We start from the raw sequence: 17352 nt of genomic DNA on the forward strand, positions 1-17352 counted from the left end.
AAAAATTTGACATAATTAAAAGTGCGTCATAGCATCGGTCAAAATGGATGGTCGGCTACCAACGGGTCGTCGCCGCATAAAAGGGAACTGATCGCATGACCTACGAACGCTTTGAGCTGACTTCGGGCGACTAGAGCCCAACTTTCCCGTCATTGCTAAGCTATTGCTTCTGCGCGTCTTTCCGCGTGATGGCATCGCTGCGCCGTGCAAACTGAACATGTCCCAAATCCCGGGTCGTAAAGCTAACGAGGGGAATAGAACGATGAAATCTCGAACTGGTCTGCGATTTGCCGTCACCTCGGCTGTGTCAACACTCCTTCTGATGTCGCCGCTTGCTCATGCACAGGACGCGGGCGCCCCGTTCACGATCGGCATCATCCTTGAAGCGCGACCCGATGTCGAGCCGTGGAGCGCAGCCTGGCACGACGCCGCCGAGAAGCTGAAGTCGCAGGACCCGACGATCAAGGTTCTCGAATCCTATGATGCCTACGATCCCGCGAGGGCCGAGCCGGTTGCCCGGCAGATGCTTGACAGCGGCGCAAACATCCTTGCCTTGACGACCTTCGTCCTGTCCGACGTCGCGAAAACTGTGGCCGCGGACTATCCTGAAGTCCCGATGGCGGTGGCATCTTTCGGTGTCAGCCTCGACCCCAACCTTTCATCGTTCACCGCCAGCTATCTGGAGATGGGGTATTCGAACTGCTGGCTTCTGACCAAGCTCTCCAAGGATGGCCGGATCGGCGTCGTCGGTGCCCAGCAGGCGCCGTTCGAAACGGAGCAAATGGAAGGCTGCAAGCTTGGCGCCGCGGCCGCAAACCCGGCCTCCGAGATTGTGCTCGTGAACACCAACAGCTTCACGGACACGCAGGCCAATCGGGAACAGGTGAAGGGTCTGCTCGACAAGGGCATCACCGAGATAAACCTGCTCTCCGGCACGGAGGACGCACTTGGCGGCCTGCGGCTTTGCGAGACGAGCAAGGCGAACTGCGTCACCTGGGGCGGAGATGCACGAAAGTGGGCGCCGGAATCGACTGTCACCACGGTCGTGCTGGATTGGAGCGTCATTCTCAGTGACCAGATCGCCCAGGCACGTGCTGGCAAGCCAGAGGTGAAAGTCTACAACCTCACTTACGGCAATGGTGGCCTGAAAGTCCCCGATTTCGACGACACCAGCGTTGTTACGCCCGAACTTCAAAAGGAGTTCGCCGCAATGATCGCCGACCTCGCTTCCGAGAAAATCAAGCTGCCAGAGAGCAAAGCTCATCCTGGCCTGCGTTGAACTCGCTACCTCGGCCGGCCCGACCGGCCGGGGTTTCTTCACGATTGCGAGGTGTCATGCCTGACGGAAAACAGATTCTGGAAATGAACCGGATCACCAAGCGCTTCGGCGATCTGGTGGCCCTGTCCGATAGCGACATCAGCCTTTGCTCCGGCGAAGTTCACGCCGTGGTGGGCGAAAATGGAGCCGGAAAGTCGACCTTGATGCGCATCCTGGCGGGCCATATGTCCGCCGATACCGGCTCCATGAGCCTGCATGGCCACAACGTCGATATCTCCAGAAGTGCCTCCGGACAACGCAGTACCGTCGGATTCGTCGAGCAGGAAGGTGGCCTCATATCGGAATTGACCGGAGCGGAGAACCTCATCCTCGCCGAGGGGACGTCGTTCTGGTGCAATCGCGGACAGGCGCGTGTGCGTCTGAAGGAACTGGCGGAAAGGTTCGGAGCGTCGATCGATCCGGATGTCCCCATCAGCACACTTCCCATGGGACAACGGCAGCGGCTCGAAATTCTCATCACGCTGGCGCGCGGCGCAAAGATCCTCATCCTCGACGAGCCCACTGCGGCCCTGTCGCTCGACGACGCGAGGGTGCTCGGCGATATCATCCGAAAGTTTGTCCGTTCGGGTGGCGCGGTGTTCTACATCAGCCACAAACTGAACGAAGTGACCGAAATTGCAGATCGCATCACGGTGATGCGACGCGGCGTGGTCGTTGGCAGGCACCTGGCAAGGCAGACGACCGTTGCGCAACTCGCCAGTGAAATGGTCGGCAAACTCAACGGCGGGCGTTCCTCGCAGGAGGGACAATCGCAGGGTGATGATACCCATGATCTCCTGGATGTTGCCCTCGGCGTACGCGGCCAGGCGCACTACACCGGACCTGCGCGCGAGGTCTGCATCCTCAAGGATGTGTCGACGCCATCATCATACAAGTCCGAAGCAGACCTGAAGCAGGTGAGCCTGACCGTGCGGGCAGGGGAGGTCGTCGGCATCGCTGGTGTCGTCGGCAGTGGCCAGACCACGCTCGCCGAGGTCCTCGCAGGCGTAGTGCCGCCGGAATCCGGGCAATTGAACCGGATCGAAGGGCCCGTCGGCTATGTTCCGGAAAACCGTCATCGCGATGCGCTCGCCCTTCCGCTCTCCATCCGCGACAACCTCATCGTGCACATGCACAGGCGCAAGGACTTCGCCAGCGGCATATGGATGAGGGCTGTCGACCTCGACGCCCATATCGAGGCAACGCTGGAGGAATCCCGCGTCTACGGGGCGACAAAGCACGGTGCTGTGTCCGGCTTGTCCGGCGGCAACCAGCAGAAACTGGTGCTGGGACGCGAACTGGAGCAGAACCCGGCGCTGCTGATTGCGCACAATCCGTTCCGCGGCCTCGACGTTCGGGCCATCCAAGACGTGCGAGATGCCATCAACGGGGCCTGTCGTGCCGGCTGCGGCGTCGTGATGATCAGCTCCGACCTCGATGAATTGTTTCAACTGGCGCACCGCATCGTCGTGATGTTCGACGGCCGCATCGTCGGCGACGTCGATCTTGCTGCGGAGGGAACTGACGTCATTGGTAAGCTGATGGGGGGCGTTTCCCGTGATCTCGTCCATTAAAAACCAGCCTGTGATCGCCGCGATCACATCCATCCTTCTGGCCTGTGTTCTCGTCGCGGGCCTGTTCGCCATGGTCGGGATTGATCCGGTGTCCGCCGCCGGAGTGCTTTGGCAGTCGACCTTCGGCTCGCTCAGGACCTTCGGCGAGGGATTGATCAGAGCGACCGCGCTCCTGATCATCTCGATTACGTTGCTGCCGTCGCTACGGGCCGGGCTCTACAATATCGGGGCGCCGGGCCAGTTGGCGGCTGGTGCCCTCGCGGCGACGGTCGTCGCCCTCTATCTGCCGGTAACCTCCAGCTGGATCGTCATCCCCGCTTGCGGCCTGGCTGCGATGGTCGCCGGGGCGTTGACAGCGGCCATCCCCGGGTACCTCAAGGCGAGATGGCAGACCAATGAGATCGTGACGACGCTTGCGATGAACTTCATCGTCCTGTCGGTGCTGACCTATCTGCTGAACGGCCCTCTGCAAAGCGACTTCGCGAACCTGCCGCAATCCGCTTCCTTGCCGGATAGCGCGGAACTGCCGCGCCTTTTCCCGGGAACGCGAGCCCATACGGGCCTGCTTCTGGCCCTCGCCTTTGTGCCTGCCTTGCTCATTCTCGACCGATCGATCGTTGGCTATCGGTTGAGGCTGTTCAGCCGGAACCAGGTGCTGGCCCTGCGCGCCGGCGTGAACGCGAAATCCTATGTGATCTGGTTGATGGCTTTCGGTGGCGCAGGTGCGGGCCTTGCCGGGTGGATGCAGGTCGTTGCGATCGACCATCGTCTTTATCCTACCGTCGCAAGCCCGATCGGCTATGCCGGGCTGTTCGTAGCGCTGTTGGGAATGCTTCATCCGATCGGTTGTGTCGTCGCAGCTTACCTTCTGGGAGCCCTCCTTTATGGCGGTGCGGCCCTCCAGGTCGGGGCCGGAGTGTCACCGGAAATCATTCAGGTCTTCCTGGGGCTCGTGCTGTTCACCTACGCCGCGCGGTCGAGCGCGAAGATCTAGGCAAGAGAGGCTGCGATGGAATTCTTGACTATTGTCCTTGATAGCAGCATCCGGTTGATGGTGCCGCTCCTGCTCGCCACGCTGGGTGAGCTTATCTCCCAGCGCTCCGGCGTGCTGAACGTCGGCCTCGAAGGAATGATGGCGGCGGGGGCTTTCGCGGGTTTCTTCGCGGTGGTCCTGGGCTTCAGCCTGCCTGCCGCCATTCTGATCGCCATTTTGTGCGGAGCACTCGCCGGTGGCCTGATGGCGGTCGGCGCCGTCTGGCTGAAGGGAAACCATATCCTCGTCGGCTTCTCGCTGTTCATTCTGCTCCCGGGACTTGCGAACTTCATCCTCGTGCAGGGCAGTGCCAGCGCGTCTACCCCGGCCGTGCACGAGATTACCGTTCCCTATCTATCGGCCATTCCTATCATCGGCGGCGCGTTGTTCTCGCAGAACATTTTCTACTACCTCGCAGTCGTGCTGACGGTGTTGGTGTGGGTGATGTTTTCCCGCACGCAGTTGGGGCTGGTCATAAGCTCCGTCGGCCATGATCCGGCGAGAGCTCGAACCAAGGGAATATCGCCGGTGAAGGTGCAGACCCTTGCCTTGCTTGCCTGCGGTGCCCTGGCGGGCCTCGGCGGTGCGGCACTATCGCTGGGGTCGGTTGGCTCCTTCACGCCCAACATCATCGGCGGAAGAGGTTTCATCGTTATCGCGATCGTGATCCTGGGACGTTGGACGGTCACCGGTGCGGTCGTCGGCGCCATCCTCATGGGATTGCTTGAAGCTATGAAACTCAACCTGCCCCAATTGGCGGACGTTCCTATCCAGCTCCTTGGGGCCTTGCCATGGATAGTCGTCATTGCAATGTTGATCTTTAGCGCCAGGCTGGGTTCCAACGCGCCGCGGTCGCTCGTTACCTAGGAGGAGTGCAGGTATGACCCTTTATCACTACATCTACGAGACGCGACAGCCGATGGCAGAAGGCGTTGGATATGAACCCTATTTCGATGCGGCCCACTCCGCGATCGTCTGCGTCGACATGCATGAAGGGCATCTTTCCGAATCCCCGGATTGTCCTTGTCCGGCTCCGAGAGGCCGGCCGCTCGTCGAACCGATCAACAGGTTCAATGAAGTGGCAAGGTCGCAGGGCGTCAAGGTCATCCATGTCAAATCGACATTGCGAAAGTCTGGCGCCGATGACGTAAAGGGCATCCCAAGCGCCTGGCGGTTGGGCTTTCCGCAATATGTGGGCGAGATCCGGAACGTCAAGGAACACGCGATCGAGGGAACCGTCTGGACGGAACTGCGAACGCATGTTGCGGCCGAGGACGAGATCGTCAGTTCGAAGAAGAGGCTTTCCGCATTCTACCCCACCGATCTCGATTTTCTGCTCAAGCAGATGGATGTCAAGGTCGTTGTCCTGGTCGGCATCATGACGGACTGCTGCATCCTCAGCACGGCCTTCGATGCATCGAACCGGAACTACAGGGTCGTCACCGTGCGAGATCTCGTCGCCGGAACCAATGACGACCTCGAGAGTGCGGCCCTCAAGATCATGTCGTTGAACACCGGTCTGGTCATCGACAGCTCGGATCTGCTGCGCGGCTGGGCGCGTGGGGGACAGAGTTCGTTCGTCGAACTGAAGCAGCTGGCCTGACAGTTTGCCATTTTCAGATCGAGCGCGGCTCCTGGGAGCCGCGCTCGCAGGCTGCAATTGCTGGCCACATCGAGCAAGCCTGACGATATTGCGGATCGCCCGCCGATATGGCTCTGGCGTTTGCCCGCTCTTCATCGAAGACCGACCGGAACGGCGGTGAGGAAGCAAGAGATTGGTGACTTCCGGTCGGGTGGCCGCTACTTGTGCCGTCTGTCTGTCGCGCGTGCCTCGGGTTCTTCGCCGGCAGAGCGAGCCCTATCTTCCATCTCAACCGGTTCCAAGCGGCGCTGCCCAATGCTGCGGCAGTTGGTCTGCCCTGCGATGTAATTTCATTTCTGTTGACATGGAATTGAATACAGCTCAAATTTGACAATAACGAATAAGGGGAACGCGAATGAATCATCTTCTCGAGTGGTGCCGGCGAATCCGGGCCAGCTTTGTCCTGGACGAAGGTTGTTACTCCGTCGCACGCCGTCTCGTATTGCAGTTCGGCAACGAAGAGGCCCTTCGTATCAGCAAGGTATCGACCCGACAGGCCACCGGTCCTGACGTGCGCAGGTGGAAGCAGATCGAGAGCGCCGTCCGAGACATTTCCCGTCCGGATATCCCCTACCACCTGTGACGGGGTGAGGACGTCCCGCCTCGACAACTTGCCGGGCGATGCGCATCGCCCGGATGAAGGCATCAGGCTCGACCTCGTTGCGCCGACTGCTACTGTCGGAAAGTATTTTTCCGGGATGCGAGAGCGGAACAAGACGTTGCGGGCCCAGGTTCGGGATCTAGTCGCGGTTGAGATTGAACCAGAGCGTCTTGGTCACGGTTTCCCCGTTGTTCCAGATCCGGTGCGGACGGGTCGACTTGTAGCTTATCAGGTCACCTTTCGAGAGGTGATGTTCCTGGCTGTCCACCTCGACGGTCAACTGCCCCGCCAGGATGTAGCCGTATTCAAAGCCCTCGTGTGAGATCGGCTTCTCGTTGCTCCCCGTATGCGGGGCGTATTCGTTGACGGCAATGGTAATGCCGTGATCGCGATCGCTTCTCAGCTGGCGGCGCACCACGTGCTCGGCCGTCTCGACGATCTTTGCCTCATCTGCGCGGACGACCAGGCTTTCATCAGCTTCCGGCTCGCTCTGAAGAAGATCCGACATCGTGATGGCAAGGGCATTGGCGACCACGATCAGGGTGCCGATGGACGGGGACGCGCGACCGCGTTCCACCAGGCTGAGCATGGAGGGGCTGAGTTTCGTGGACTCGGCGAGTGCCTGAAGGGTGAGCCCGCGCATTTGCCGGATCTCCCTGATCTTTAGCCCGATCGCAAGGAGAGTCTGCGCGGCGCTTTCGGCCAGATCGTCATTGGCTGGAGAGGGGCCGATAGCATCCAGATTTTGCATGAAGCCTCGTGTTAATTGTCTCATGGACAGTCCGCTCGTGCGGAGCATTAGCATGTTTTTGATTACATTAAAATCAATTTTACAAGGATAGAAGTGCGACGCGTCACACCATGGAGGCCGCGGCCTTCCGTTGTCCGACGCTCGGGCGCCACACGCCCCAAAGGGCGGTGCAGCTTCCCGTCCGTTTCGCTTTGAAGGTTCAGACTTTGAGAATGAGCTTTCTATAAGGGAACGATGCCTGCTTTGCCCAGGCGGCAGCGACCTCGGCAAGTGGCATTTCTTCAACGTCGATACCCATTTCGCCGGCTAGCTTGTGAGCGCAGAGCCGCTTGAACAGGTCCGCACGCTCGGCCGACGACACCGCGCTGCTCGAGAAGCCGAGCAGTTTCCTTTCGCCCATGCGCATGAAGGCCGGATTGAAGGCGACCTGCTGCGCGGCACTGTTGCCGATCTGGATCATTCGTGCGCCCGCCGATGCGACCTGCAGGGCCGCAACGGCAAAGGGCCCCCAGATCGGGTCGACGATGACATCGATGCGGCCGGCTGCGGCGCGTCGGAAATCGTGACCGGCATCCTCGCCATCCTGAAGCAGGACAACATCGTCCGCGCCGGCTTCCTTTGCGCGCTGAAGGCCTTCCGGCGACCGGGCGGCGGCGACGATCCGCCCCGCCCCGAGGAGCCGCGCCGCTTGCACCGCGAGCAGGCCGACAGCTCCGCTTGCACCAAGAATGACGACGTGTTCTCCCTTTTCGAGCCGGGCACTATGGGAAAGCGACAGCCAGGCCGTGAGGCCGGCAATTCCCATCGAAAGCGCGTCACCATCGCTTATTCCCTCTGGAACATCGATCAGCCGGTCATCGGTCGCGAGACTTTTTGCTGCCATCGATCCGAAGGGATTGCCGATGCTGGAGAAATAGACGCGGCGATCACCGACATGGCCGATGCCCTCACGACCGGGAACGATCGGCGTGAAACCAGGAGCGGAGACGTGACCGCGCGCCAGGATAAGGTCGATCGGATTGATCGCAGCCGCGCTCACGTCGACGAGCACCTGCCCGGATGCCGGATTGGGATCTTCAAAGTCACCGAAATCGGGGCCGCCGGGTTGTGAAAGAACGGCTGCACGCATGGCAATACTCCTAGCTAATCGAGAGCCCGGCTCACAAACAAGGCAGGCTGCCCTCTTAGATATTGAATACTATTAAAATATCAATACCAATTGTGAGTTATGTAAACATACGCGTCGCGCCGGTCATCACCGTCAACGCTGTGGCGAAGGTTTCCGATTGAAGGCGGTCAGCCAGATTGCGCTGCACATCCGGCGCCCGCGATTGATGGTCCGATGCGGTCGGCGGGATTCGTATCCGATCAGATCGCCCGGTTCCAACACGTGGCTTCTTCCATCGATCTCGACCGTCAGTTCACCCTCGACCACGTAGCCGTATTCATACCCCGGATGCGTGAGGGGGTGGGGGCTGCTTGCGGCGCCGGGACGATAGAGATAGCTCAGTATCGCAACCCCTTCCTCGGCGTTTTTATCCAAGAGGCACCTGATCTCCTTGCGGGCCAGCAGATTCTTGGGGAGCAGGGGATTGGTCGCAACAAGGATCTGCCTTTCTTGCGGTTCCGGCTTAAACACCTCAGCGACCGGAAGCCTCAAATGCCGACAGAGTCCCAAGAGCGTAACGAACCCCGGGGCAAGCGTGCCATGTTCGATCCGGCTCAAGGTCGAAAGCCCCAGACCGGTCATCTCGGCCAACGTCGTCAACGACAGGTCGAGCGCCTGTCGCTGCTGTTTGATCCGCGCGCCCATCAAGCGCAGTTGCTGTTCCGGAAAAATTGCATCTACGGCGCCGGCTTCAACCACATTGACCATGCCTGCCGTCCCCCGCATTGCTGAACTTGAATAGTTATAAATCAAGATGGCCATGTTTACAAAAGCCAAAACCGCACCGGCCTGCATTTGGTCCATCATCGGCAGGCGCGACATAAAAAGCTATATTTATAAATCGGTTAGTGGGTGAGTGCCGTTTCATATTCCCTGCGCCACATTCGTTGATTGACACCCGTGCCGCTGCCGATAAATTTGAATTATATTGAAATCAGAGACCAGTAGAGGGAATGGCATGGAAAAGACACTGGGAAGTTATTGGCACCCGATCGCCCGGTCGGAAGAGGTATCGAACAAGCCGGCGCGCTTCATGCTCCTGGGCGAAAAACTCGTTGCCTTCCGGTCGAAGGAAGGCGTCGCAGTCTTCAAGGATCTCTGCATTCATCGCGGTGCTGCGCTTTCAGGCGGGACCGTCGACGAGAGTGGAAATATCGTCTGTCCGTATCACGGCTGGGCCTATAACCGCAGTGGCGCATGCGTCCATATTCCGTCGCTCGCTCCCGATGCGCCGATCCCGGCAAAGGCCCGCGCCATCGCCGTTCATGCACGCGAGGCCTACGGCATGATCTGGGCTTGCATGGCTGCCGAAGAGGCTCCGTTCCCCACCTGGCCCGACGACGCGTTCGAGCGGGACGACTACAAGGTCTGCTACGTCAAGGCCTACGATTGGAAAGCCTCCGCCGGTCGTGTCGTCGAGAACGCGATGGATTTCTCGCACTTCAATTTCGTCCATGTCGGCTATACCGAGCTTGCAGACGGTCCCATCATCAAGCCGTACGAAGTCAACGGCACCGAAACTGGCTTCCAGTATGCTTATGACGACGGTCATCTTCTTCGCAACTATGCGGTGGATTTCCCGTTTATCGTCCACGATCGCAAGACGGTCGTATCCGCCGAGGGCGGTTCTACCTGGTCCGATTCACCGGACTCGAAGGAAGGTGACGTTACCATTCTTTCGTTCATCTGCAGTCCGATCGACGACCGTCATACGCGGATCTACGTGTATGTGAGCCGAAACCACTCGTTGCACCGTGACGACGCGGAATTCACCGGCGGCTTCGACACCGTCATGGGTCAGGATCAGGTCATCGTCGAAGAGCAACGTCCGGAGCAAATTCCGCTTGATGTCAAGGAGGAGTTGCATCTTCGGTTCCCCGATGCGGCAGCCATTGTCTACCGGCGGAAGCTGCGGACCCTGGCTGGCGTCGACGCCTACATCCCGGATTGATGGACGCGAACCATGGTTTCCGTCAAGGTTCGCACGGTTAGCGAGGTCGCAAACCGAATCCGGCTATACGAACTGGTGCCGCTTGACGGCGGCACCTCCCTTCCACCATTCACCGCCGGTGCGCATGTCGCGGTCAAATTGTCGGTGGGGGAACGGCAATATTCCTTGTGCAACGATCCGTCGGAGCGTCATCGCTATGTGATCGCCGTTCAGCGGGAGGATGCCGGCCGCGGCGGATCGGCCGAAGTGCACCGCTCGCTTCATGTGGGCGACGTCGTTGAGATCAGGGATCCCGTCAATCACTTCGCCTTGTCCGATCGCGACGTTTCCAGGATCCTGATTGCCGGCGGCATTGGCATCACCCCAATCCTGTCGATGGCCCGCGCGCTGACGCGGAGCGGCCAGGCCTTTTCGATCGCGTATTTGACGCGCTCGCCGGAGGATGCCGCCTTCCTCGACGAGTTGGCCCTGTTCAAGGACACTGGCGTTGATGTAATCGTCCATCATGACAGTACGGCCGGCGGCCAGCTTTTCGATCTCCGCGGTCTGTTGGCGGATGCAGCCGGATCGGAGGTCTATTGTTGCGGGCCGGCCGGATTGATGGCCGCCGTTGCCGCGTCAGCCGCCCATCTGCCGCCCGCTGACGTCCGATTTGAGCACTTCAGCGCGAATGCCGAGCTTCACAAGGAGGACGACCCCACCTTCGAGGTCGTTCTCGGCAAAACCGGGAAACGTCTCGTCGTGCCAGCCGACCGTACCATTCTCGATGTCCTGCTCGAGGCTGGATGCCAGGTCGACTTCAGTTGCGAGGAAGGGACCTGCGGTACCTGCATCACGCGGCTTCTTGCAGGTGAAGCAGACCACCGGGACGTGGTCCTGAACCCGGAAGAACGCGAGACGCACATCCTGGTTTGCTGCTCGCGCGCCAATAGCCCCTCCCTGACCCTCGACCTTTGAAATCATGTCGCCGCAGGCAAGCCTGCGGCGACATTCCCGGACTACGCGGCGAAGCGTGCGCTTGTCCTGTCGCGGACTTCGTCCAGCGACACTCCGGCCGCAAGCTCGATCAGTTTCGCGCCGTTCTCGCCGCGATCGATCTCGAATACCGCAAGATCGGTAATGAGCAGGTCGACGACGCCGACGCCGGTCAGGGGCAGGTCGCAGGCCGGCAGGAACTTGGCGGCTCCGTCCCTGGCGTTGTGCTCCATCACCACGACGACCTTGCGCACGCCGGCAACAAGATCCATCGCGCCGCCCATTCCCTTGACCATCTTGCCGGGGATCATCCAGTTCGCCAGATCGCCTTTGTCGGAGACCTGCATGGCACCGAGCACGGAAAGATCGATGTGCCCGCCACGGATCATCGCGAAGCTGTCAGCCGACGAAAAGAAGCTGCTACCCGGCAGTTCGGTGATCGTCTGCTTGCCTGCATTGATCAGATCGGGGTCCTCTTCGCCGGTATACGGAAAGGGGCCCATTCCGAGCATGCCGTTTTCGCTCTGCAGCGTGACGCGGACGCCCGGCGGAATGTAGTTGGCGACCATCGTCGGGATGCCGATCCCGAGGTTGACGTAGAAGCCGTCGCGCAGCTCGCGGGCTGCCCGTTCTGCCATCTGTTCCCTTGTCCAGGCCATATCAAGCGATCTCCTCTGCCAGTCGGGTGCCGCGAACCGTGCGTTGTTCGATCCGCTTCTCGTAGCCACTGGAACGGACGATCCGCTGGACAAACACGCCCGGTGTGTGAATCTGGTCGGGGTCGAGGCTGCCGGCCGGTACGATCTGCTCGGCCTCAACAACCGTGACCCGCCCGGCCGTCGCCATCATCGGATTGAAATTGCGGGCAGTCTTGCGATAGACGAGGTTGCCCTCTTCGTCGGCCTTCCAGGCCTTGATGATGGAAACGTCGGCTCTCAGGCCCGTCTCCATGACGTAGCGTTGGCCGTCGAATTCACGCTCCTCCTTGCCTTCGGCAATGAGCGTCCCGGCGCCGGTGCGCGTGAAGAACGCGGGGATGCCGGCTCCGCCGGCGCGGATGCGCTCGGCCAGCGTGCCCTGCGGATTGAACTCGAGCTCGAGTTCGCCCGACAGATACAAGCGCTCGAACGTCTTGTTTTCACCGACGTAGGACGAGATCATCTTCCTGATCTGACCATTTTGCAGCAGGACACCGAGCCCGACGCCGTCTATGCCGCAATTGTTGGAAATGACCGTCAATTGACGAACACCGACCTTGCGGATGGCGCCGATGAGATCCTCGGGGATGCCGCAGAGACCGAAGCCCCCGGCCATCAGCGTGATCCCATCCGTCAGCAGCCCATCGAGCGCGTGCTGCGCATCGACATACACCTTGTTCACTTGGGTTCCTCCTCCTCAATCGAGTTTCGACTGTCTGTGGTTCTGTGGGGATTTGCCGGACGGCTCCACCGGGCCGGCTTGCCGCCACGCCCGTGTGTTTGCCTTTGGATGTAGAGAGACGACGGCAGGTTCAGCGCGCAATCGAGCAGACACCCGGGCGGAACGCGCCATGTCGAACCGCCAGGCGGCGGACCTATTCCGGCAGCCGATGATCGAGCTCACCGGCAGAAAGGAAGAGCGCCAGCAAGGGGTAGTAGCCGGCGATTGCGACGACCTCGCTTGCGCCGGTTCGCCCCAGGCTGTCCACCAGGCTGGCCAACGTTTCGCTCGGTACCTGCCTCTCCAGGACAGCCGAACGGCAAAGCGCGATGATCAGGCGGGAGGTGGTGTCGGCGCCCAGGTGGGATGTGTCTCCCGTCCGCGTCGCACTGATAAGCGTCTCGGACATCGAAAGACGGCGCGCGATCGCCGCATGATAGTCCCACTCGTAACCGGATCCGAACGCTCCGGCGGTGGCGAGAATGGCAACCTCGCGAAGTTGATCGCTGAGCGTGCCGGCAAAGCGGATTTCCGCTCCCACTGCCTGGATCGCATTTGCCAGACCGGGCACATCTAGCATGGCCAGGAAGGGGTAGGGGACGTCCTTGCGTGGACCCGAGGCGATCAGGTCGTAGGCCTGTTTTTGGATCGGAGTGAATTCCCCGATATCTTTTGCACCGATGAGCATGATGGCCTTCTTTCAAAGCGGAGGCTGCGCCGAGGCAGCCTCCGGGGCAGGGGGTCAGGAGCGCTTGAAGATGGCCTTCGCGGCGTCGCCGACGGCTTCGACGGCCTCGTCCATGCCTTCGAAGGCGAGGATACGGCAGGGCGACGCTTCGAGGCCCTCATAGCGCCAGGGGAAAGCGCCGATGATCGCGCGCTTGTTCAGCATCAGCTCGATATCGCCGCCGACGTTTTCCGCGTGGATCAGGCCTTCCTGGAAGGCATAGGCGTGGAAGGGGAAGATGTCCTCGGTCACCTCGCGGCCGGACTTCTTGTGGGCATAGCTGTATTCGCCAAAAAATTCGTCGCAGGTCATGCCCACCTTCTTCTCGAAGCGCTTGGCGAGATCCGGACGCATATGGCGGATCGAGGTGTTCATGGCGTGGTCGCCCGACCCGCAGTCGATGCCGAACCATTTGATCTTCTTGTCGAGCATCCATTGCAGGAGTTCGATCTTGCCGCCGGGATGCATGCAGAAGTAGCGCACCAGGTCCTGCTCCGGCTTGCCTTCCCAATAGCGCTGCCAGCCCGTGTGGATGATCAGGATGTCGCCTTCCTTGACCTCGACGGGAGCGGACTCGATCATCTCGGGCGTGATGACTGCCCAGTCGTCCATGTGCTGGGAGATGTCGACGACGGCACCCGGACCGACGAGGAAGTCGAGGGCATAGGATGCCATGTCGCCCATGCCGTCGGTACCGTGCATCGCGCCGTCGATGTGGGTGCCGACGTGCAGGGCAGTATCGATGCGCTGCGCGACGATCTGTTTGGTCTGCAGGTTCTGCGCGTAGTACATCTTGTTGCCGGCATAGCCGACCCATCCCGGCGTATGCACGTTCATCAGGTGCGTCATATCTACGATCTTCATTTGGAACCTCTCGTTCGCTGGTGTTGGCCGGAGACGAAACCAGAGGCCCCGGCTGATGATTGCTTCGATATCGGCCTGGCGACCGGATCTCTCTTGCGACGCGACGTGCGTCACCGTTGCGCTACGCCCAAACCTTCCGGTTCGAGCGAGACGCGCTATGCAGACTCACTGCCAAATTTGACTGGTTCGATCGGGCTTACCGACGGACGGCCGGCGCGCCCCGCATTCGGAAGGGGCCTCTGTCGCCTGCCGCGGAGCCCGGCGCGGCCGGATCAGGCGCTCTTTCTGAGCCACCCCCGGACCCATGCCTTGAGCGACATCAGAAGCAGGGTGGTTCCGCTGATCGGTTTCGACGCCGGCCGTGCATGCTGTGCTGCAGGTTGCGCGGATGCGGCGCGAGGTACTTCGCCATCAACGGCTGTCGCAGGCGCAGCAAGAGCAGCCATGTCCGCCTCGGCGTTACGCACGAAATCGGCGACAAGCACGTTCGCAATCTCGGTCAGCAGGCCGGTTCGACCGAATTGTGCAATCGTCCCCGACAACTGGACATCCGAGTCCACCACGACCTTGGTGCCGGCGCCGATGCTATCGAGCGTGCAGGCCATCACCATCTTGCCGCGGCTTGCGCCCTTCTTGTCGACGCCCTTGCCTTCCATCTGCACCGACTTCTTGGCTTCGTTGTATACGATAGTGGCCTCGCCTTCGAAGCTCGCCTGGAAGGGGCCGACCTTCGACGTCACTTTCCCAAGGTGTTTTCCGTCTTTTTCACCCAGGTATTCGGCCCCCGGCAGCGACGCGGCAACGCTCGGAACGTCCTGGAAATACGCCCAGACGGTCTCGATTGGGCGTGCAACGGTGAATTCCTGATGTATTTTCATTGTTCCAACCTCGTTATAGCTTCAGGCGCAGGACATCCGCACGCGCTGTTCTGGTCGACTTAGTAGCTGTTTCCTCCAATCCGGATCTCGTAAACGTCGGTTCTCCGGTCCTCGCGCGGCCGAATTCGCGGCGAACGTACACGCGCTGCCGCCAGCCGATCGACGTTGATTTCGGCCGTCACGATGCGGGTATCCTCTTCCGGCAACGGACCGGCGAGAACCTCGCCGAACGGATCAACGATCATGGACGATCCGAGGAACCGCAGGTTCGCCACGCGCCCTCCCTGTGACGCACAGACCATGTAGACCTGATTGAGATTGGCCTGAACCATCGCGCCGCGCGCTTGCCCGATAAAGCCCATCGCGTCGCGCGGGTTGGGATCAAAGCCGCCGAGCCAGGCTGTCGGAACCGCCACGATATCCGCCCCTTGCAGGGCGAGCGCGCGAACGACCTCGACGAACCGGAGATCATAACAGACGCACATTCCGATGCGTCCCACGTCCGTATCGACGACGCTCAGCCCCTTGTCGCCCGGGGTGAAGACGTCCTTCTCGGCGTCGAACAGATGCAGCTTCCTGTAGTGGCCGGCCAGCCCTTCCGGTCCGACCAGCATCGCCGAATTGTAGAGCCTGTCTTCCTCTCGCTCGCAAAAGCCACCGGCAATCCAGACCTTGTGTCGGGCCGCAATCCGGGTCCAGTCGGCAAGCGTATCGCCGTCGACGGCCTCGCTTGCCTGCCGCAGACCTTGCGGATCTGCACCGTAGCCCGAGATGGCGAGTTCCGGCAAAACGATGAGCCGCGCGCCGGTATCGACCGCTTCGAGTATGGCCGAACGCGCCGCAGCGCGGTTTTCCTGCGGTGTGTAAAGACCGCCGGTCAACTGGATCGCCGCGACACGGGTCATCGCCTATTCTCCAACTGCAGTGGAATGCACCGCATCCTGCGACAGCGCGCCGACGGCCTTGAGGAGTGGCACGTCTGCCGGGGCGGGCCCGCCGACGCTGACGATGTGTGTGTCGCGGTCAGCGAAGACGGCATGCTTGACGCCGACCGGCACATGCACGACGCAGCCGGCATGGAACGGCAGCTTGATGTCGTTTGTAAAGTCGCAGATCGTCCCTTCACCCTCGAGAATGAAGATCGTGTCTTCGGACAGCGTATGGATATGCGGTACGTTCGCTTCTCCGGGCTCGAGGCGCACATAGTTCATATTCGCATTCCAGGCGCCCACGCCCGGCCACACGATGAACCGCGCGTCCTTGGAAATAAGCGGAAGCCGCAATGTCGGATGATCACGGTGGAAAACACGGATGGTCATTCAGCGGATCTCCCGGCTGCCGAAAGGTTTGCATAAAGTGCCTCGTCCGGAGGGCATGGCCCCCCGAGGAAGCGGATTCCGTCGGCCCCGGCGAGAATCCGGTACTCATCGTTGGAGTCGATATGGATGATCGAGCCCTCGACGAGGGGCTGCGAAACCTTCTCCGGAACGCTCTCGACAGTTCCGGCCCCTTCGATCACGTAATAGACGCAATCGTTCGTGTGCTTCAGCGGCACCGACCGATCGCCCTTCTCGAGCGTGAAAAGCTGCATACTGCGGAATTCCGCCCCGTTGCCCGGCCACAAAATGACCTTTGCATTGCCCTTGCCGTCGACAAGGGGTATCTCAGGGCAATCGGCAGCACTGTCGATGACGCGCACGGTTTGATCCATTCGAAGGGCCTTTTTTAAAAGTATAAAAACTGATTTCAATCTAATCAAAAAACATCCTTTGCGTCAACGACTAAACGCAGGTGGAAATTTTGTTCGTCTGAACATCCTAGGGGGGCGTCGTAGCGGGTATGGATACGGTGGAATTTTCTGCGCAGGACAATGAACTCGCTGAAAGCGCACAACAGACGCTGATCTCGATCGGGGTGAAAATCCGCGAGTCTCGCCAGACGCGGGGAATGACGTTGCAGGCCCTGGGTGACGCTACCGGCCTCAGCCCGTCGATGCTGAGCCTTGTCGAACGCGGCCGCGCATCACCGTCGATCGGATCGCTGATCGTCGTTGCGAACGCGCTGGGCGTTTCGATGTCGGACCTTGTGGTCAATGACAGCGAGACCGAAGAGAAGCTGGTGGTTCGCTCAGACGAGGCAAAGGTCGTCGAAACGGCCCAACACGTCGTGCGAAGGCTCCTGAAGGATGACCGTGCCCACGGGCTTTCGATTGCGGTGAACGAGTACGCGCCGCACACCGGCAACAGCGAGAAGCCGATTTCCCACGAGGGCTTTGAATACGGCTTCATATTGGACGGCGAACTGACCGTTGAAGTCGATGGCCAGGAACACACGCTGCAGTCGGGCGACCTCATCAGCTACAAGTCGACGCGCATGCACAAGCTTTGGAACAACAGCGAGCAAAAGACCCGCACGCTCTGGATCAATTTGGCGCGCGACTGATCGTTCAAT

The 17352-nt window shown here is 60.5% G+C and carries 20 protein-coding genes; 9 read left to right on the forward strand and 11 right to left on the reverse strand.

The annotated features are described in order from the left end of the window. Positions 1–262 precede the first annotated feature (262 nt). The 6 genes from OCK02_RS03030 to OCK02_RS03055 all read left to right on the forward strand — a co-directional run bounded on the left by OCK02_RS03030 (position 263) and on the right by OCK02_RS03055 (position 6150). Positions 263–1279, forward strand: a complete 1017-nt coding sequence (locus OCK02_RS03030) for a BMP family lipoprotein (protein WP_263811987.1) — start codon at positions 263–265, stop codon at positions 1277–1279. Positions 1280–1335: 56 nt separating this feature from the next. Further along, positions 1336–2892, forward strand: coding sequence for an ABC transporter ATP-binding protein (locus OCK02_RS03035; protein ID WP_263811988.1), 1557 nt, complete (start codon positions 1336–1338; stop codon positions 2890–2892). Further along, the gene (locus tag OCK02_RS03040; protein WP_263811989.1) at positions 2876–3886 is read left to right on the forward strand and encodes an ABC transporter permease; all 1011 of its coding nucleotides are present in this window, start codon (positions 2876–2878) and stop codon (positions 3884–3886) included. The genes OCK02_RS03035 and OCK02_RS03040 overlap by 17 nt, the downstream gene beginning before the upstream one ends. Positions 3887–3901: 15 nt before the next feature. Continuing rightward, positions 3902–4792, forward strand: a complete 891-nt coding sequence (locus OCK02_RS03045; RefSeq protein WP_263811990.1) for an ABC transporter permease — start codon at positions 3902–3904, stop codon at positions 4790–4792. A 13-nt stretch (positions 4793–4805) separates the two neighbouring features. Continuing rightward, a complete protein-coding gene (locus tag OCK02_RS03050; RefSeq protein WP_263811991.1) occupies positions 4806–5528 on the forward strand; it encodes a cysteine hydrolase family protein in 723 nt (240 codons plus the stop codon). Between the two features lie 394 nt (positions 5529–5922). Next, the gene (locus OCK02_RS03055; RefSeq protein WP_263811992.1) at positions 5923–6150 is read left to right on the forward strand and encodes a hypothetical protein; all 228 of its coding nucleotides are present in this window, start codon (positions 5923–5925) and stop codon (positions 6148–6150) included. Between the two features lie 157 nt (positions 6151–6307). Here OCK02_RS03055 and OCK02_RS03060 read toward each other — a convergent pair whose 3' ends face one another. The 3 genes from OCK02_RS03060 to OCK02_RS03075 all read right to left on the reverse strand — a co-directional run bounded on the left by OCK02_RS03060 (position 6308) and on the right by OCK02_RS03075 (position 8882). Further along, positions 6308–6919: a cupin domain-containing protein gene (locus tag OCK02_RS03060; RefSeq protein WP_263811993.1), complete on the reverse strand. Its 612-nt coding sequence runs from the start codon at positions 6917–6919 to the stop codon at positions 6308–6310. Between the two features lie 199 nt (positions 6920–7118). After that, complete coding sequence (locus OCK02_RS26195) at positions 7119–8048, reverse strand: quinone oxidoreductase family protein (protein ID WP_263817248.1); 930 nt, start codon at positions 8046–8048, stop codon at positions 7119–7121. Between the two features lie 132 nt (positions 8049–8180). Next, positions 8181–8882 (reverse strand): cupin domain-containing protein, encoded by a 702-nt coding sequence (locus tag OCK02_RS03075; RefSeq protein WP_263811994.1) that lies wholly within the window; start codon positions 8880–8882, stop codon positions 8181–8183. 163 nt (positions 8883–9045) lie between these two features. Between OCK02_RS03075 and OCK02_RS03080 the strand changes: the two genes are divergently transcribed. Then, positions 9046–10038: an aromatic ring-hydroxylating oxygenase subunit alpha gene (locus tag OCK02_RS03080; protein WP_263811995.1), complete on the forward strand. Its 993-nt coding sequence runs from the start codon at positions 9046–9048 to the stop codon at positions 10036–10038. A gap of 12 nt (positions 10039–10050) precedes the next feature. Next, a complete protein-coding gene (locus OCK02_RS03085) occupies positions 10051–10995 on the forward strand; it encodes a PDR/VanB family oxidoreductase (protein WP_263811996.1) in 945 nt (314 codons plus the stop codon). A 41-nt stretch (positions 10996–11036) separates the two neighbouring features. On the opposite strand, the gene OCK02_RS03090 is transcribed toward OCK02_RS03085, so the two are convergent. The 8 genes from OCK02_RS03090 to OCK02_RS03125 all read right to left on the reverse strand — a co-directional run bounded on the left by OCK02_RS03090 (position 11037) and on the right by OCK02_RS03125 (position 16600). Continuing rightward, a complete protein-coding gene (locus tag OCK02_RS03090; RefSeq protein WP_263811997.1) occupies positions 11037–11672 on the reverse strand; it encodes a 3-oxoacid CoA-transferase subunit B in 636 nt (211 codons plus the stop codon). A gap of 1 nt (position 11673) precedes the next feature. Next, the gene (locus OCK02_RS03095) at positions 11674–12393 is read right to left on the reverse strand and encodes a CoA transferase subunit A (protein ID WP_263811998.1); all 720 of its coding nucleotides are present in this window, start codon (positions 12391–12393) and stop codon (positions 11674–11676) included. 193 nt (positions 12394–12586) lie between these two features. Further along, positions 12587–13120: a carboxymuconolactone decarboxylase family protein gene (locus OCK02_RS03100; RefSeq protein WP_263811999.1), complete on the reverse strand. Its 534-nt coding sequence runs from the start codon at positions 13118–13120 to the stop codon at positions 12587–12589. Positions 13121–13174: 54 nt separating this feature from the next. Beyond that, a complete protein-coding gene (locus OCK02_RS03105) occupies positions 13175–14023 on the reverse strand; it encodes a cyclase family protein (RefSeq protein ID WP_263812000.1) in 849 nt (282 codons plus the stop codon). Positions 14024–14295: 272 nt separating this feature from the next. Continuing rightward, positions 14296–14901 carry a CoxG family protein gene (locus tag OCK02_RS03110; protein WP_263812001.1) on the reverse strand — a complete coding sequence of 202 codons (606 nt, stop codon included), beginning with the start codon at positions 14899–14901 and terminating at the stop codon, positions 14296–14298. A 59-nt stretch (positions 14902–14960) separates the two neighbouring features. Next, positions 14961–15806 (reverse strand): carbon-nitrogen hydrolase family protein, encoded by an 846-nt coding sequence (locus OCK02_RS03115; protein WP_263812002.1) that lies wholly within the window; start codon positions 15804–15806, stop codon positions 14961–14963. 3 nt (positions 15807–15809) lie between these two features. Next, positions 15810–16220 carry a cupin domain-containing protein gene (locus tag OCK02_RS03120; protein WP_263812003.1) on the reverse strand — a complete coding sequence of 137 codons (411 nt, stop codon included), beginning with the start codon at positions 16218–16220 and terminating at the stop codon, positions 15810–15812. Beyond that, complete coding sequence (locus OCK02_RS03125) at positions 16217–16600, reverse strand: cupin domain-containing protein (protein ID WP_263812004.1); 384 nt, start codon at positions 16598–16600, stop codon at positions 16217–16219. Before OCK02_RS03125 ends, OCK02_RS03120 begins: the two co-directional genes overlap by 4 nt. Positions 16601–16740: 140 nt before the next feature. Here OCK02_RS03125 and OCK02_RS03130 point away from each other — a divergent pair, with 140 nt between their 5' ends. After that, positions 16741–17343, forward strand: a complete 603-nt coding sequence (locus OCK02_RS03130) for a cupin domain-containing protein (protein WP_263812005.1) — start codon at positions 16741–16743, stop codon at positions 17341–17343. Positions 17344–17352: the final 9 nt, after the last annotated feature.

It is taken from the genome of Rhizobium sp. TRM96647, from assembly GCF_025780115.1.
GTDB lineage: Bacteria > Pseudomonadota > Alphaproteobacteria > Rhizobiales > Rhizobiaceae > Mycoplana.

Coding starts and splice junctions, on each gene's coding strand:
- OCK02_RS03075 (WP_263811994.1), bottom strand. CDS start 8,882: ATGCAGGCCGGTGCGGTTTTGGCTTTTGTAAACATGGCCATCTTGATT.
- OCK02_RS03055 (WP_263811992.1), top strand. CDS start 5,923: ATGAATCATCTTCTCGAGTGGTGCCGGCGAATCCGGGCCAGCTTTGTC.
- OCK02_RS03050 (WP_263811991.1), top strand. CDS start 4,806: ATGACCCTTTATCACTACATCTACGAGACGCGACAGCCGATGGCAGAA.
- OCK02_RS03115 (WP_263812002.1), bottom strand. CDS start 15,806: ATGACCCGTGTCGCGGCGATCCAGTTGACCGGCGGTCTTTACACACCG.
- OCK02_RS03100 (WP_263811999.1), bottom strand. CDS start 13,120: ATGCTCATCGGTGCAAAAGATATCGGGGAATTCACTCCGATCCAAAAA.
- OCK02_RS03105 (WP_263812000.1), bottom strand. CDS start 14,023: ATGAAGATCGTAGATATGACGCACCTGATGAACGTGCATACGCCGGGA.
- OCK02_RS03080 (WP_263811995.1), top strand. CDS start 9,046: ATGGAAAAGACACTGGGAAGTTATTGGCACCCGATCGCCCGGTCGGAA.
- OCK02_RS03130 (WP_263812005.1), top strand. CDS start 16,741: ATGGATACGGTGGAATTTTCTGCGCAGGACAATGAACTCGCTGAAAGC.
- OCK02_RS03120 (WP_263812003.1), bottom strand. CDS start 16,220: ATGACCATCCGTGTTTTCCACCGTGATCATCCGACATTGCGGCTTCCG.
- OCK02_RS03110 (WP_263812001.1), bottom strand. CDS start 14,901: ATGAAAATACATCAGGAATTCACCGTTGCACGCCCAATCGAGACCGTC.
- OCK02_RS03035 (WP_263811988.1), top strand. CDS start 1,336: ATGCCTGACGGAAAACAGATTCTGGAAATGAACCGGATCACCAAGCGC.
- OCK02_RS03090 (WP_263811997.1), bottom strand. CDS start 11,672: ATGGCCTGGACAAGGGAACAGATGGCAGAACGGGCAGCCCGCGAGCTG.
- OCK02_RS03030 (WP_263811987.1), top strand. CDS start 263: ATGAAATCTCGAACTGGTCTGCGATTTGCCGTCACCTCGGCTGTGTCA.
- OCK02_RS03045 (WP_263811990.1), top strand. CDS start 3,902: ATGGAATTCTTGACTATTGTCCTTGATAGCAGCATCCGGTTGATGGTG.
- OCK02_RS03060 (WP_263811993.1), bottom strand. CDS start 6,919: ATGCAAAATCTGGATGCTATCGGCCCCTCTCCAGCCAATGACGATCTG.
- OCK02_RS26195 (WP_263817248.1), bottom strand. CDS start 8,048: ATGCGTGCAGCCGTTCTTTCACAACCCGGCGGCCCCGATTTCGGTGAC.
- OCK02_RS03085 (WP_263811996.1), top strand. CDS start 10,051: ATGGTTTCCGTCAAGGTTCGCACGGTTAGCGAGGTCGCAAACCGAATC.